Below are 15950 nucleotides of genomic sequence, written 5' to 3' on the forward strand. Positions count from 1 at the left end.
ATGATCGAGTTTCAAAACATCACCAAAAGCTATCTTAAAAACAATCAAGAAGTCACAGCGCTTCACCCCATCAATTTAACCATCAATAAAGGCGATGTCTTTGGCGTCATCGGTTACAGCGGCGCTGGCAAAAGTACCCTCATTCGCTTAGTCAATGCGCTTGAATGGCCAACCTCTGGCAATGTCATCATCAACGGGCAATCCCTGCAATCTCTTTCACCAACTGAACTTCGCAATGTCAAAAAACGCATTGGCATGATCTTTCAGCACTTTAATCTGCTTGAAACGAAAACGGTGGCAGAAAACATTGCACTCCCCTTAAAACTTAACTCCAATTTATCAAAAGCGGCGATTGACGCACGCATTGATGAGTTGCTTGCGTATGTGGAAATTCCTGATAAGAAACATGCGTATCCGCGTGAGTTATCCGGTGGGCAAAAGCAGCGTGTGGGCATTGCGCGTGCCTTGGCAAACAATCCTGACATTTTATTGTGCGATGAGGCAACTTCCGCCCTTGATCCACAAACCACGCAATCGATCCTAAATTTATTGCGTAAAATTAACCAAGAGCAGGGCATCACCATCATGATGGTGACGCACCAAATGGAAGTGGTCACAAGCATTTGTAACCGCATTGCTGTGATGGATAAAGGCGTTGTGGTGGAAACGGGTTCAACAAAAGAGATTTTCCAAAATCCAGCCGCACCGATGACGCGTAAATTCATCAATACGTTGATTGAAGATGAGATTCCTAAAAACATCATTCGTAACATTGATGATGCCCATCCTAATCACATTTACCGCTTGGAATTTTTGGGCGATTCTGCGAAAACGCCAGTGGTCAATGAGCTCATTTTAAACCGCTTAGTGGTGGTTAATTTCCTATTTTCTAACATGATCGAGATCGAAGGCTCTGTCATTGGCAGCATGTTTGTGCAGTTCATTGGCGATGATGATGCGGTGGCAAAAGCCGTTGCATATTTAAGAGATCATGGCGTTCGTGTGACGCACAATCAGTTGGATTAGGAGAGTTTTCATGGAACAATTAACCGCAATTTTTAAAGATTTATTCATTCCGCACACTGTGGGCTTAGAGGGCTTTATTTTAGCTGGGCAACAAACCTTATGGATGGTGGTGGTTTCCTTAGTGCTGGGCGTCATTTTAGGGGGCTTACTTGGCATTATTTTAGTGCTGACGCGTCCTAATGGTATTCGCCCACATCGGGCAATTTATAATGTGTTAAATCCCATCATTAACATCGTGCGCTCACTGCCTTTCATCATTTTATTGGTGGCTGTGATGCCGATTACACGCATCATTTTAGATGTGGGCATTGGGACATCTGCCGCCATCATTCCGCTGACCATCTACATTGCACCTTTTATTGCGCGCTTAGTGGAAACCTCGTTATTAGAAGTGGATCATGGCATCATTGAGGCCGCAAATGCGATGGGAGCATCGACCTTTGAAACGGTGTGGCACTTTTTAATCCCTGAAGCAAAAGCATCCCTCATTTTAAACTTCACCACGGCAACGATTGGCCTGATTGGCGCAACCGCCATGGCTGGCGCAATTGGTGCAGGCGGCATCGGTGATTTGGCCATCAACTACGGCTACAATCGCTATGACAACGCTGTGATTGTTTACTGTGTCATCATTTTAGTGGTCTTGGTTCAAGCCATTCAAATGATCGGTAACTACTTCGCAAAACGCGTTCGCTCATAATTCTATTCTCTCGGAGATCACATGACATTATTCACCCATGACACCATGGGTGAGCGTCTTGCTTTGACTCAAAAAACGGCTCAAGCCTTCAAAGCACGCGCTCATCACCATGATCAAAATAACACTTTTCCCTTTGAAAATATTGAAGATTTAAAGCGCATTGCATATCCTGCACTCACCTTGAGCACTGAGTATGGTGGCATTGGCGTCACGCTAGAAGAGATGCTGCGCCATCAAGCCATCATTGCAGCAAATGATGCTGCCACCGCGTTGGCCATTGGTTGGCACATTGGCATGAGTAAGCAGTTGAGCGATGAGCGTCCGTGGGCTGAGACGACTTTTCGTGAGTTTGCCAAAGATGTGGTGGCGAAGGGTGCTTTAATCAACAGCGCCGCCACTGAAGCGGCAACCGGTAGCCCAACGCGTGGCGGTTTGCCTGAAACCACAGCGCGCACCACTGAATCTGGCTGGGTGATCACAGGACATAAAACATTTACAACCTTATCGCCTGTGCTCGATTATTTTGTGGTCTCTGCCCGCATCAATGACACCGATGAAGTGGGGCAGTTTTTAGTCAAACGCACCTATGGAGGATTGCGCATAGAAGAGACATGGAACATGCTCGGCATGCGCGCAACCGGCAGCCATGACCTCATTTTAGATCAGGTGTCACTGCCAAAAGATGCATTATTGATGACCAAAGTGGCGAACAGAGCGCCACAAGGTTGGTTGCTGCACATTCCGGCGGTGTATTACGGGATTGCAAAAGCGGCATTGAATGAAGCGTTAGAATTTGCTGCCCATTATGCGCCAAACAGTTTGGCAACGGGCACAATTGGCGATTTACCCTTAGTGCAGCAAAAGCTTGGGCAAATGCGCGCAAAGCTCATCGAAAGCGAATATTTACTCTTTGGTGTGGCACGTGACTGGGATCTTGCTGATGCTAAAACGCGTTCAACACTTGGGGATGCCTTGGCAGTGACAAAAACTTCTGTCGTCAATCACGCCATTGAGGTGGTGGATTTAGCGATGCGTTTGGTGGGCGCGCGGTCTTTGTCCATGGACAATCCATTGCAACGCCTGTATCGCGATGTGCGCGCAGGTTTACACAATCCGCCGATGGAAGATATGGTTTACATCAATTTAGCGCAATCAGCCTTGCGTACACTTAGGGAGAATCATCATGCATCAGTTATTTAAAGTCACAGCAGCCATCGTGGTGATGGGATTATTGGCCGCATGCGGGCAGGGTGAGAAGAACAATTCACCCGCCATTGTGGTGGCGTTTGGTCCATCGACTTATTCGGATCAATTCATTCAAGGAATCATGCCCATCATGACGGCAAAAGGCCATCACATTGAGCCCAAAGTTTTTTCACAAAACAGCCAAATCAATCGCAGTATGAAAGATGGCGAAGTGCATGCCTCGATTTTCCAAAGTGAAGCTTTTATGAAAGATACCAATCGTTTGACGGGCTCAAACATGATCAAGCTTGCCAATACTGCAAGTGCACCGCAGACATTGCGCTCAAAGCATCATCAAAGCTTATCAAGCATTCGGGATGGCATGACCATCACCATTCCAAATGATCCCGTCAATGCTGAGCGTGCCGCCCGCATTTTAGAAAAACTCGGTTGGGTAACCATCCGTGAAGGGGTTGATCCCATTCGCTTTAGTGTCAAAGATATTTTGCCGGGGCAATACACATTGAACATCAAAGAGATCGATGCGGCTCAAGCTTTGCGCTCGTTAGAAGATGCAGATTTTGCAGTTGTCAATGGCAATTATATTGTGAGCATGGGGCTTAAAATCAGCGACTCATTGGCGATTGAAGAGACGCCCGATGAACATGTGGTGATTGTCACCATTCCGGCGGCGCTCAAAGACGAACCTTGGGCAAAGGATCTCAAAGCGGCTTATGAGTCCGATGAGTTTAAAGCCTATATTTTAAATGAGCCGTTGTACGATGGGTTCATTTTGCCCAAAGCTTGGCGATGATCAATCGATGATAGAGAAACTCGCCGTGGCGAGTTTTTTTTTGTTACGATGAAGCCTCAATCTAGCGAATGGGGGTAGTATGAGCATTAAATTGATAGCCATTGACATGGATGGCACGTTATTAAACTCTGATCATGCAGTCAGTCAAAAAGTGGCGGAGAGCATCCGTGCGGCACAAGCGCAAGGCGTTGAGATCATTTTAGCCACTGGCCGCCCATTTTCTGGCATGAAACCTCACATTGATGCATTGGGCATATACAACCGTGGTACATACTGCATCAGCAATAATGGTGCATTGATCCAAAACTTTGCCACGGGCGAAGTGGTGTATGAGAGCCTATTGACCCATGAAGATTATGATCGCATTGAAAAACTGAGCCGCAATTTTGATGTGTCCATGCATGTGATCAGTGAAGGTGCACTTTATACGCCAAACACTGCCATCGGGCGCTATGTGGTGTATGAATCCTATTTATCAAACATTCCGCTGATTTATCGCGCGCCAGAGGATATGGAACCATATCGCTTATACACCAAATGTTTGTTTTCCGATGTGCCAGAAAAACTTGCCCAGGTGGAAGCTCAAATTCCCGCACCGTTTTATGAGCAATATACGGTGGTGAAGAGCGCGCCATTTTATCTTGAGTTTTTACATTTAGATTCAAGTAAAGGGCGTGCCTTACAACGCATTGCCAATGAATTTGGGCTCAAAAAAGCGGAGATCATGTGCATTGGGGATCATCAAAATGATTTCTCAATGTTTGAAGTTGCGGGCACTAAAGTTGCGATGGGTAACGCCATTGAGTTACTCAAAACCCATGCTGATTTCATCACAACGACAAATGATCAAGATGGCGTTGCCGTTGCCATCGAGCGTTACTTATGACTTGATAATTTATTTTAATCGCCTATAGTGTATTGAATAACAACAATAAATGAGGCGATCAATGGATTATCTACATGGCTCAGATCTTAAGGCGATTTTACATTCAAAGCGCGCGAATCTTTATTACCTAGAACATTGTCGGGTGATGCAAAAAGATGGGCGCGTTTTGTATTTAACGGAAGCGAAAAAAGACAATCAATATTGGAACATTCCGATCGCGAACACCACCGTGATTTTATTGGGGACGGGCACATCGATCACGCAAGCGGCGATGCGCATGCTGGCATCCGCTGGCGTATTGGTGGGCTTTTGTGGCGGGGGTGGCACGCCACTTTTTATGGGCACTGAGATCGAATGGATGACGCCGCAATCTGAATATCGTCCCACAGAATACATGCAAGGCTGGATGAAGTTTTGGTTTGAGGATCATCATCGCTTAATGGCGGCGAAAGATTTTCAGCGAGCGCGCATTGCCTTCATTCGGGCGGTGTGGTCAAAGGATCGTGATTTACAAGCAGAAGGCTTTCATGCCGATGATCTTGCAGTGGAAAAAGCATTAGAAGGATTTGAATCGCGTTTACCGAATCTCTCTCGCGTGGGTGATTTACTCTTAAGCGAAGCGCAAATGACCAAGCAATTGTATAAATATGCTGCGCAAAATTTATCGATGACCAGTTTCACCCGTAATCCCGAAGAAGGCGATTTGGCCAATGACTTTTTAAATCATGGCAACTATTTAGCCTATGGTTTAGCGGCCAGTTGTTTATGGGTGCTGGGCATTCCGCATGGCTTTGCGGTGATGCATGGTAAAACTCGCCGCGGCGCATTAGTTTTTGACGTGGCAGATCTCATTAAAGATGCAGTGGTATTGCCCTGGGCATTTGTGTGCGCAAAAGAGAACATGAAGGAGCAAGAGTTTCGTCAGCAGGTTTTGCAAAAATTCACTGAGCATAAATGTCTTGATTACATGTTCAATGTGGTTAAATCTGTCGCGCTTAAGGAGTGGCAAATATGATCGTCACTTTCATCAGTCAATGTGAGAAAAAGGCATTGAGCCGTACGCGTCGAGTGCTCGATGCTTATGCAAACCGCATTGGTGACAATGTTTGGCAAACCATCATCACCGATGATGGCTTATTGATGGTTAAAAAATTGCTGCGCAAAACCGCCTCAAAAAATACTGCGGTGAGCTGCCATTGGATTCGTTCCCGCCGCAGAAGTGAATTGTTATGGATTGTGGGCAATCGCAGCCGCTTTAATGAGATGGGCTATGTGCCTGTTAACTGTACTCGGCGCGCATTATTGGTGCGGGATTCAGAGAATGATTGGCCATATTTGGATTTGATGAAAGGTTTAACGGCGCTGGCGGCTTTGCTCCATGATTGGGGGAAGTGCTCGGATCTTTTTCAATCAAAATTGGTGACAACATCGCAGCACTTTAAGGGGGATCCGATTCGTCATGAGTGGATTTCATGTTTATTGCTGCGGGCATTGGTGGAAACATCCGGTGATGTCAGTACAGATGCCGCATGGCTCATGGCGCTGAGAGAGGGTGCTTGGCAGGAAAAAATACTGCAAAAAAAGATGGCGGCTTATTTGAAAGATGGTGATTTCACAACGCTTGGGTCATTGCCGCCGATGGCGCAAATGGTGGCGTGGTTGATGGTCTCTCATCATCGTTTGCCTGATTTGCCATTTAATCAAGCGTATGATGAATTTTCAGAAGATTACATGCCGTCTTTACGCCAGCTTTTAAAAAAGGTGGCAGTGAGTTGGCATTATCAAAACCAATATGATGAGAGTTATGACAAGCGCCTGAAAAAATGTTTTCAGTTTAAAGAGGGTTTATTGCAATCTTCCCCTGAATGGATGAAGGCATTAAAACGTTGGACAGGGCGAGCGTTGGCGGTGCAGGATAAAATTGAGATGGTGATGAGTGATGGCAGCTGGCGCATCATCATTCAAAATGCGCGCTTAGCATTGATGCTTGCGGATCATTATGTCTCATCATTGCCTAAAGAGATAATCCCCAATAAACAATGGCAGCCGCGTACGCCGTTACTTGCGAACACTGACCGAAAAACACGCGAGCCGAAACAGTATTTAGATGAGCACATTGTGGGCGTTTATACGCATGCGCTCAAAGCCATTCAGGCACTGAAATCATTAACACTTGAGATGCCACAAGCGCATGATTTACGCGCCATCAAACGCAAAAGTCCGCCTAAATTTGCATGGCAAGATCTCGCGGTTAAAAAGATTCGTAGCCTCAAAAAAGAGAGTGAAGATCAAGCGGTGGAAGGTTGGTTTGTGGTAAACATGGCCAGCACCGGCACCGGCAAAACGATTGCCAATGCCAAAATGATGCAAGCCTTATCCAATGATGGGGATGCATTGCGTTATGTATTGGCGTTAGGACTACGCACGCTCACATTGCAAACGGGTGATTCGTATCGTGAGAATTTGGGTATGGCGAAAGATGAATTGGCGGTTTTGATCGGTTCACGGGCAGTGCAAGCGCTGCATGAACAAGCAAAATTGGCATCTGAGCATTCAATCCCAAGTTATGAAGAGGTGGGCTCTGAATCTTTAGAGTCATTGTTAGAAGAGCCCGTGCTGTTTGAAGATCAATATTATCCGGATTTTTTAGAACAACTTTTCCCACAGGATCAAGCGCGCAAAAGCCAAGCTTTTTTATATAAACCCGTTTTGGTGTGCACCATTGATCACATGATGGCGGCGACTGAGTCCACGCGTGGTGGGCGTCATTTATTGCCATATTTGCGTTTATTGTCCTCTGATCTTGTGATTGATGAAGTGGATGACTTTGGCATTGAGGATTTAATCCCGATTGCGCGCCTTGTGCATTTAGCCGGCATGCTTGGGCGAAAAGTGATGATCTCATCCGCCACCATTCCGCCAAGCTTAGCGGAAGGTTTATTCAATGCGTATCAAAAGGGTTGGCAAGCATTTTGTGCGTTTCGTCAGCTTAAAAAAGTGCCACTGTACGGCATGTGGGTCGATGAGTTCAAAGCAGAGATTGTGAAGATGCCACAAGTCGCTTCTGAACCGTTGATGGAAAGTTATCAGCAATCCCATCACGCATTTATTGAAAAACGTGTGGCACGCCTGTTAGAAGCCGTGGTGAAGCAGCATGCAAAAATTGTACAGTGCGATGATTTATTGACAGAATCGGGCGAAGATTCACGCAAGCAGCGTTATTTTGCGCGCATTCAAGAGAGCATCATTGATCTTCATCAGGCACATCATACCGTGGATGATGCCACCGGCAAGCGAGTCTCTTTTGGCGTGGTGCGGGTTGCGAACATTCCGCCGTGTATTGATTTGACGCGTTATTTGCTCTCTGCAAATTGGGCAGATGGTATTGTGCCAAGAGTGCTCGCTTATCATTCTCGGCAAATTTTATTGCTTCGAAGTGTACAAGAGCGCCATTTAGATGAAGTATTATCCCGCAAAGAAAAAGTAGGTGAGATGCCTAAAGCCTTCAGTCATCCTGTGATTCGTCAACACATTGATGGCACCGATGGAGATGATGTCATCTTTATTTTAGTGGCAACGCCCGTTGAGGAAGTGGGGCGCGATCATGATTTTGATTGGGCAGTGATTGAGCCCTCATCGTATCGCTCCATCATTCAGCTTGCAGGGCGCGTTCGCCGTCATCGCCCATTAGAGGCAGACATTGCAACGCCGAACATTGCTTTAATGCAATACAACTTAAAGGGCATTCATGGGAAAAATGTGGCATTTGAGCGCCCAGGATTTGAGTTGGACAATGCTCGTTTTCGCTTAGTGAATAAGGATTTGATGCAATTGATGGACCATGATCAAGGTCAGCTGCCCATCAATGCCATTGCAAGAATTCAAATGGGGGAAAAGTTGGCATCAAATGCATCCCTTGCGGATCTTGAGCATGCACGCATTCAAGCGGCATTGACAGATTATGAGGAAACGGGGGCAAAGCCACTACAAGGTTGGCTCGATGAAGTGTGGTTTTTAACAGGTTTGCCGCAGCGATTTTACCGTTTTCGTCAAAGCAGCCCGGCGATTCGTTTATGTGCTGTGTATGAAGATGAGGAGATTCGCTTTAAAGAGCAAGATCAAGCCGGCGATTGGGTTGATCGCACGACCCATTATCAGATCACGTCACTGCAATTGACGGAATTGGAGCAGTCGCGTTTATGGTTGGTGCGTGATTATCGTGCAGCATTATTGTCCACAGCCCATGAGGATTGGGCGGAATATGATGAACAAACCATATTACGGCGTGCTTCATATCTATATGGTGAGATCTCATTGCCAAGCTTTGATGATGTTTCGCACTCGTATCACTATTCTGATCAATTAGGATTAATGGCGGCACGTGCATCAGCCGATTGCATATCTGATTGAATGTGATAGAGTGAAACTCTGCTGTAAAAGCAGCTTAGCGGTATTTGACAACAAATAGATAAACAAATACAGGAAAAATATAATGATTGAATCCATTCAGGAATACATCACGGGACGGCAAACCAGTTGGTTGGAAAAGAAAATTAAAAATGCCAAAGAGGATCAAAAAGCGATTGCGCAATTGATGGAAGAAGCGGCGGATCATTTTCATCCAAAAATATGGATAGAGGATGCCGCAAAGCGTGCTAAACAGCTCGTCATGACGACACATCCTTGTAAATTTAGCCATCCGAGTGCCAAAAGTACGCCGATTATGGCAACAGCAACGGCGAGCCATGATGGATATGTGCGAACCGGTAATATTCGAACAGTGACGGGCGCAGATGTGTATGGTAATGCGGCGGCGTTAGATGTGTATAAGTTTTTAATGCTGCCATTGACGGAAGATTGCACTGTGATTGAAGGCTTTGAAACGCGTCATCCTTTATTGGTGCAATACATTGAAGGACTAGGGCTGAATTTTGATGAGATTGCCCAAGAGTTTTTAGAGATTAAAACGGATGATGGCGAACTGAAAACCGACGGCTTACTCAAGCAGGTGTATTTTCCTTTAGGCGAGGGGCAATATCATTTATTGTCCATCCTCACTTCTTCAAACACATTGATGCGCGTGAAAACTGAGATTGATGAGATGCGCTTTTCAGAGTTTTCGAAAGCGGCGCGCAAAGCCCGTAGAGAAGGCAAGTGGCATGAGCCATATCAGGATGTGTTAGATTTAACCTTGTTGAGTCATGGCGGTACAAAGCCGCAAAACATCAGCAGCATTAACAGTCAAATGGCGGGTAAAGTCTATTTATTGCCATGCTTGCCACCGCGCCTGAAAAAACGCGCTGTTCGTGTCCCAACATCAGATTTCTTTAAACAAACGCTGTATCTGAAAAAAGAGCATTCACGCTTTAAAACACTGCATCGATTTGTGAAGCAGGATTATAACACTCATGAGGTGCGCGCGACGATTGAACGCATCATTCATGGCATCATTGATGTCATTTTGCGTAAAGCGTACCAAGTGCGTGCCTCAATGCCGGCAACATGGAGTGAGGATGAGCGTTATCACAATCTGCCAAAAGTTCAGAAAATTTGGCTAGATGCACAATATCAAGCAGAACGCGAAGATCAAGAGTGGCAGCAAGAGATGGCAAAAATGATCACCAAATGCATTGTCAGTGAATATGAAACGGTGGATCGCGCCCATAAATTAGATGAGCCTGCCCGCAAAGCCATTCGCTTAGCAGTGATGGCATGTTTAGCGAATGATAAGGAGTTTTTCTGATGGCCAAACGATATTTTTTAAAGATTCCGCATTTATCCATTCACAATGCCAATGCGTTGAGCAGCCCTTTAACCATAGGCTTTCCCGCCATCACTTCATGGCTTGGGGCAATGCATGCTTTAGAGCGTCATTTGCGTCAGCAGCCTGATTTAGACAGTGTGCGTTTAACACAATTGGCGGTCAGTTGTCATGATTTTCATTTGCGTACCCATAAAGGGCGCGGCGATTTTGTGCACTCTGTGATCAATTCTCGTAATCCTATGCAATTGAAAAAGAAAAGAGAGAAAGGAGAGCCGGATGATACCGCAGAATCGTCACCTTTCATCGAAGAGCCTTTGTGTGATTTACGCGTCACACTATTGATGGAAGTCACAGGTGCCATCATCAAAAGCAGTGATGTGCGAGCGGCGCTCGTCAAAGCATGTGATCAGTATGTGATGCGCATGAAGTTTGCGAGCGGCGATGTGATGTCTGTCAAAGAGTGCCAATGGGTAAGCATCGATGGCGACGATGACAGTGCTGATCATCGTCACATTGCCCGTGAATTAATGTTGGGCAATGTTTTAGTGGAAGCGCGTGATGTGATGGCAAAGGCAATGGAAGAAAATCCTGAGAAAGATGCCATCACAATTTTGTTGGATCATTTAGCCATTCAACATGAAGCCACACCGAATGAACACAACGAGGGGGCGCAATGGTCATCTGCTCGCCTTGGGGATCATGGTTGGCTGGTGCCCATTAGTGTGGGATTTCAGGCATTGTCACCGGTGACCGATCCCATTTTGAATCAGCGTGATGATGTCACGCCGCATTGCTTTGCAGAGAGCATTTTGACCCTTGGGCGCTTTGTGATGCCGCATCGCTGTGAGTCATTGTCATCACTGTTTTGGTCTTATCATGTCGATGAGGCGCAAGGCTTGTATCTTTGTCGTAATCAATCATAACAATCGTTTAATCAATAAATAAAGAGGAAAAAATATGTCTAAGAATGAAAAAATTAAAGTTGCGAGCGTGTTGTCTTTTGAGAAAAAATTGGTGCCATCGGATGCATTTTTTTATGGCACATGTTGGGATCAGCGTGAAAAAGAGGGCGCAGAACCTTTGGCTTTGATTGAAAAATCAGTGCGCGGTACCATTTCAAACCGCCTAAAATCGGCACTTGCGAAAGATACAAACAAATTAGATGCAGAAGTGGAAAAGGCAAACTTACAACGCGTCGATGCGTGTGCTTTAGGCGCCGCTCACGATACATTAAAAATGTCATTCACCTTAAAAGTGCTCAATGGGTTAGAGCATCCGTCAGCCTGTAACAGTAAAGAGTTTTTGGCCTCGTATCGTCAAATGGTGACAGAGTATGTGAAGGATTTTGGTTTCTCAGAGCTTGCCAGACGTTATGCGCATAACATCGCCAATGGCCGATTTTTATGGCGCAATCGCGTTGGGGCAGAGAAGGTTGAAGTTCGCGTCACATTAAATGCCACGAATGATGCGCAAAAAGAGACATTGATTTTTGATGCCAAATCTTTTTGCATCAATGGTAACTTTAAAACGCCTGACAATCAAGAAACTGCAACAAATTTACAAAAATTGGCCGATTATATTGCCAATGCCCTCAAACATTCAGGGGATCACTTTTTAATTCAAGTGGATGCTTATGCATTGATGGGTAAAGCGCAGGAAGTTTATCCGAGTGAAGAGTTGGTGCTTGATAAAAATGAGAGCAACAAAGAGAAAAAGAGCAAGATTTTATATGCCGTCAATGGCACAGCAGCCATGCATTCACAAAAAGTGGGCAATGCGCTGCGCACCATTGATACATGGTATAAAGGCTTTGATGAGCACAATGCACCGATTGCCATTGAACCTTATGGTGCCGTGACCAATTTAGGGCGCGCGTTCCGTACGCCGAAAGATAAACAGGACTTCTTCACATTGTTTGATGCATATGCCACAGGCGGTGAATTAGAGAAGGATGATCAAAAACATTATGTGATGGCGGTGCTCATTCGTGGTGGTGTGTTTGGTCAGAGCGGGAAAGAGTAGGGGAACTGTATGCAGTTTTATCAAGAGATTACATTCATTGTGCAAGAGGATATTTCTCTCAATTTCATTCGCAATCAGGCATTTAAACAGCTGCATGTTGCGTTGGTGGATATGCACAATCGTCAGCAGCACAAAGGCATAGGGTTCAGTTTCCCAGGTTATGTTTTTGAGCCTGATCAGGGAAAAATCGGTCTTGGCAAAACCATGCGCATCTTTGCACAGACAGAAGCTGAGTTAATGGCATTGAATGCAGGTTTGTGGCTGTCACGTTTGACGGATTATGTGCACATTTCTTCTATTAAGCCGGTGCCCAATCGTGTGACGCATTATGCGATTTATCAGCGTAAACAGGTCAAAAGCAGTGTTGAGCGTTTAGCGCGCCGCTATGCTAAGCGTAAGCATGTGACATTTGAGGATGCCATGGCACATTTGAATGGCAAAACGCCAGAATATTGTGATTTGCCTTATGTTCAGATGAAAAGTGAAAGCACGGATCAACGTTTTCATTTATTGATCCATAAAGTAAAAGTGACAGCACCAACGGAGGCGGCAAACTTTACAACGTATGGTTTGAGTCATCATGAACAATTGTCTGCTGTCCCTGAATTTTAACCAATGTTTTTTGCTCTTTAAAAATTTGGATAAAAATCAGTAGCTTATAAAATAAGGAAAAATCATTGGTCTTTTTAGGTAAACTACCTGCGATCAGTGATTTTTCCTATCTTTTGTGCCGAAATTTTACTGTTCACTGCCGCACAGGCAGCTTAGAAACGATACGTTTTGCACGCGCATGTAAGCTGATCGTTCACTGCCGCACAGGCAGCTTAGAAAAATAGGGTTAAGCCATATTGCCCGATAGGGCAGTTCACTGCCGCACAGGCAGCTTAGAAAAACCGAAAGTGGTACAGATGCAGTGGTGCACCGTTCACTGCCGCACAGGCAGCTTAGAAATTTATAAGATTGGTGCAGCGCATAACAATTGCGTTCACTGCCGCACAGGCAGCTTAGAAATTTAAATTGTCCCTACGGTTTGAAAGAGTACCGTTCACTGCCGCACAGGCAGCTTAGAAAATTCCAAAATCTCTTGTTGAGAGATTGACTTCGTTCACTGCCGCACAGGCAGCTTAGAAAAACAACGTGCCACGATCATTTTTAAATGTTCCGTTCACTGCCGCACAGGCAGCTTAGAAACCCAAGAGTCCATTTCTTCAGGATCAGGATCTGTTCACTGCCGCACAGGCAGCTTAGAAATCCTCTATATACTCAGGGAACACTAATGTTAGGTTCACTGCCGCACAGGCAGCTTAGAAAAACCTCAAAATAAACTAAGTAATACAATTAATGTTCACTGCCGCACAGGCAGCTTAGAAATAAAGGTAATTCATATTGTTCAATACTTGTTTGTTCACTGCCGCACAGGCAGCTTAGAAAATCTTATCAATATCTTGAATAAGATTATCTCTGTTCACTGCCGCACAGGCAGCTTAGAAATAATGATTGGATTCCAATATTTTTATCAGAAAGTTCACTGCCGCACAGGCAGCTTAGAAATCTTCAGAGTTCAAAACGGTATCACCAACAAGGTTCACTGCCGCACAGGCAGCTTAGAAATGTGATTTATTACATCACGGGTTAGGGGAAACGTTCACTGCCGCACAGGCAGCTTAGAAATACCAAATATGCTTAAAAGATAATGGTATTGGGTTCACTGCCGCACAGGCAGCTTAGAAAAAAAGAGAGAGAAGTTATTAATAACGAATTAAGTTCACTGCCGCACAGGCAGCTTAGAAATTTGAAAAAATTAAGGGATAAAGCCAAAATGAGTTCACTGCCGCACAGGCAGCTTAGAAATTTTATGTCTATATATAAAATTTGGTTAAGGCGTTCACTGCCGCACAGGCAGCTTAGAAATGCAGCTCGCTTGAGTTAAATTTCTCATTAATGTTCACTGCCGCACAGGCAGCTTAGAAAATTTCGGTTTTCTCCCACATATCGTGTCTATAGTTCACTGCCGCACAGGCAGCTTAGAAACCAAGGGCGATTGACGCCAGGGGCGTTTAAATGTTCACTGCCGCACAGGCAGCTTAGAAAGTGGCGTAAAGCCTGAAACCATTTATTATTACGTTCACTGCCGCACAGGCAGCTTAGAAAACTCATATTCATCGGTAGCATAAAAGCCATCTGTTCACTGCCGCACAGGCAGCTTAGAAAAATGGCTTCTTATCTTTCAATGCTTACTCCTTGTTCACTGCCGCACAGGCAGCTTAGAAACTTCCTCTTCAAAGATTGCACCACTTGGAATGGTTCACTGCCGCACAGGCAGCTTAGAAATAAGTGGGAGCAACCATTAATGTCTGTGAATCGTTCACTGCCGCACAGGCAGCTTAGAAAGCGGCGGTAAAGGTGTACTGGTTACATCAACCGTTCACTGCCGCACAGGCAGCTTAGAAATCACGTTGGAACGCGTTGAGCGCTTTCTGCATGTTCACTGCCGCACAGGCAGCTTAGAAAACAGTCACGCATTCAACGCCTTGACGCTTTGGGTTCACTGCCGCACAGGCAGCTTAGAAAAAGCCCATCTTGGCAAGTAAATCTTGGGTGTGGTTCACTGCCGCACAGGCAGCTTAGAAACGTCTGTGCGCTCAACTTTGGCATTCGGATATGTTCACTGCCGCACAGGCAGCTTAGAAAGCCATCGAATGGATCGCAATTTATTGACATTAGTTCACTGCCGCACAGGCAGCTTAGAAAAAATTGGCTCAGCGCAAAAGTGCGCTCAGTACGTTCACTGCCGCACAGGCAGCTTAGAAATCAATCATCATTACGCCACCCCCTCAGCTGTTGTTCACTGCCGCACAGGCAGCTTAGAAAGAAGTTATTCCGACTATGTCTGGGCTGGCTATGTTCACTGCCGCACAGGCAGCTTAGAAAGCAGCGATGAAGTATTGTTCCCAGCGGGTACATGTTCACTGCCGCACAGGCAGCTTAGAAAGCTACTAACAACGCTTTTAACTCTTTCTGCTGGTTCACTGCCGCACAGGCAGCTTAGAAAATACTCATTGATTCTTCACGCTCCAACTTATGGTTCACTGCCGCACAGGCAGCTTAGAAACTCTGATCATGAACGCACCAACAAGAAATTGAGTTCACTGCCGCACAGGCAGCTTAGAAAAATGATAATACGCTCATACTATTGGCGGGTTCGTTCACTGCCGCACAGGCAGCTTAGAAATGTATCAGTAATTCTTCTGCATCTTCATGATTGTTCACTGCCGCACAGGCAGCTTAGAAATATTGGCAAGAACCCGCCAATAGTAGGAGCGTGTTCACTGCCGCACAGGCAGCTTAGAAAAAACCTGCCGGTGTTAAATTTGATGGTTTTAAGTTCACTGCCGCACAGGCAGCTTAGAAAGCCATCTCCCTTCTTCATCCACCCGAGTTTCAGTTCACTGCCGCACAGGCAGCTTAGAAATGCATCTCTTGAAAAGGGTTGGTCAATCTCAAGTTCACTGCCGCACAGGCAGCTTAGAAAAACTGAAAAAATTTATAAATT

The 15950-nt window shown here is 45.4% G+C and carries 11 protein-coding genes and 1 CRISPR repeat array (1 of these 12 running past the window's edge); all 11 genes read left to right on the top strand.

Features of this window, described 5'->3' with window-relative positions:
* The 11 genes from B9T10_RS01010 to cas6f all read left to right on the top strand — a co-directional run bounded on the left by B9T10_RS01010 (nucleotide 1) and on the right by cas6f (nucleotide 13009).
* Nucleotides 1–1026 (top strand): methionine ABC transporter ATP-binding protein, encoded by a 1026-nt coding sequence (locus B9T10_RS01010; protein ID WP_094537584.1) that lies wholly within the window; start codon nucleotides 1–3, stop codon nucleotides 1024–1026.
* Nucleotides 1022–1726 carry an ABC transporter permease subunit gene (locus tag B9T10_RS01015; RefSeq protein ID WP_172795666.1) on the top strand — a complete coding sequence of 235 codons (705 nt, stop codon included), beginning with the start codon at nucleotides 1022–1024 and terminating at the stop codon, nucleotides 1724–1726. The genes B9T10_RS01010 and B9T10_RS01015 overlap by 5 nt, the downstream gene beginning before the upstream one ends.
* A 21-nt stretch (nucleotides 1727–1747) precedes the next feature.
* Nucleotides 1748–2926, top strand: a complete 1179-nt coding sequence (locus B9T10_RS01020) for an acyl-CoA dehydrogenase family protein (RefSeq protein ID WP_094537585.1) — start codon at nucleotides 1748–1750, stop codon at nucleotides 2924–2926.
* Nucleotides 2910–3725 (top strand): MetQ/NlpA family ABC transporter substrate-binding protein, encoded by an 816-nt coding sequence (locus tag B9T10_RS01025; protein ID WP_094537586.1) that lies wholly within the window; start codon nucleotides 2910–2912, stop codon nucleotides 3723–3725. The genes B9T10_RS01020 and B9T10_RS01025 overlap by 17 nt, the downstream gene beginning before the upstream one ends.
* A 79-nt stretch (nucleotides 3726–3804) precedes the next feature.
* On the top strand, nucleotides 3805–4611 hold the full coding sequence (gene yidA, locus B9T10_RS01030) for a sugar-phosphatase (protein ID WP_094537587.1): 807 nt from the start codon (nucleotides 3805–3807) through the stop codon (nucleotides 4609–4611).
* 61 nt (nucleotides 4612–4672) lie between these two features.
* Nucleotides 4673–5626, top strand: a complete 954-nt coding sequence (gene cas1f / locus B9T10_RS01035) for a type I-F CRISPR-associated endonuclease Cas1f (RefSeq protein ID WP_018122279.1) — start codon at nucleotides 4673–4675, stop codon at nucleotides 5624–5626.
* On the top strand, nucleotides 5623–9021 hold the full coding sequence (cas3f, locus tag B9T10_RS01040) for a type I-F CRISPR-associated helicase Cas3f (RefSeq protein WP_094537588.1): 3399 nt from the start codon (nucleotides 5623–5625) through the stop codon (nucleotides 9019–9021). The genes cas1f and cas3f overlap by 4 nt, the downstream gene beginning before the upstream one ends.
* Before the next feature lie 82 nt (nucleotides 9022–9103).
* Nucleotides 9104–10354, top strand: a complete 1251-nt coding sequence (csy1, locus tag B9T10_RS01045; protein WP_094537589.1) for a type I-F CRISPR-associated protein Csy1 — start codon at nucleotides 9104–9106, stop codon at nucleotides 10352–10354.
* The gene (gene csy2, locus B9T10_RS01050; protein ID WP_094537590.1) at nucleotides 10354–11298 is read left to right on the top strand and encodes a type I-F CRISPR-associated protein Csy2; all 945 of its coding nucleotides are present in this window, start codon (nucleotides 10354–10356) and stop codon (nucleotides 11296–11298) included. The genes csy1 and csy2 overlap by 1 nt, the downstream gene beginning before the upstream one ends.
* A 34-nt stretch (nucleotides 11299–11332) precedes the next feature.
* The gene (gene csy3, locus B9T10_RS01055; RefSeq protein WP_094537591.1) at nucleotides 11333–12397 is read left to right on the top strand and encodes a type I-F CRISPR-associated protein Csy3; all 1065 of its coding nucleotides are present in this window, start codon (nucleotides 11333–11335) and stop codon (nucleotides 12395–12397) included.
* Nucleotides 12398–12406: 9 nt separating this feature from the next.
* Nucleotides 12407–13009: a type I-F CRISPR-associated endoribonuclease Cas6/Csy4 gene (gene cas6f / locus B9T10_RS01060; RefSeq protein WP_094492040.1), complete on the top strand. Its 603-nt coding sequence runs from the start codon at nucleotides 12407–12409 to the stop codon at nucleotides 13007–13009.
* Between the two features lie 131 nt (nucleotides 13010–13140).
* Nucleotides 13141–15950: direct repeats of the CRISPR family, unit length 28 nt; unit sequence GTTCACTGCCGCACAGGCAGCTTAGAAA (it continues 3765 nt past the right edge of the window).

The sequence above is a fragment of the Wohlfahrtiimonas chitiniclastica genome, assembly GCF_002252325.1.
GTDB classification, from domain to species: domain Bacteria; phylum Pseudomonadota; class Gammaproteobacteria; order Cardiobacteriales; family Wohlfahrtiimonadaceae; genus Wohlfahrtiimonas; species Wohlfahrtiimonas chitiniclastica.

Bases quoted from the DNA above. Each gene is read 5' to 3' on its own strand.
- cas6f (WP_094492040.1), top strand. From the start codon at position 12,407: ATGCAGTTTTATCAAGAGATTACATTCATTGTGCAAGAGGATATTTCT.
- B9T10_RS01025 (WP_094537586.1), top strand. From the start codon at position 2,910: ATGCATCAGTTATTTAAAGTCACAGCAGCCATCGTGGTGATGGGATTA.
- csy3 (WP_094537591.1), top strand. From the start codon at position 11,333: ATGTCTAAGAATGAAAAAATTAAAGTTGCGAGCGTGTTGTCTTTTGAG.
- csy1 (WP_094537589.1), top strand. From the start codon at position 9,104: ATGATTGAATCCATTCAGGAATACATCACGGGACGGCAAACCAGTTGG.
- cas1f (WP_018122279.1), top strand. From the start codon at position 4,673: ATGGATTATCTACATGGCTCAGATCTTAAGGCGATTTTACATTCAAAG.
- cas3f (WP_094537588.1), top strand. From the start codon at position 5,623: ATGATCGTCACTTTCATCAGTCAATGTGAGAAAAAGGCATTGAGCCGT.
- csy2 (WP_094537590.1), top strand. From the start codon at position 10,354: ATGGCCAAACGATATTTTTTAAAGATTCCGCATTTATCCATTCACAAT.
- B9T10_RS01020 (WP_094537585.1), top strand. From the start codon at position 1,748: ATGACATTATTCACCCATGACACCATGGGTGAGCGTCTTGCTTTGACT.
- yidA (WP_094537587.1), top strand. From the start codon at position 3,805: ATGAGCATTAAATTGATAGCCATTGACATGGATGGCACGTTATTAAAC.
- B9T10_RS01010 (WP_094537584.1), top strand. From the start codon at position 1: ATGATCGAGTTTCAAAACATCACCAAAAGCTATCTTAAAAACAATCAA.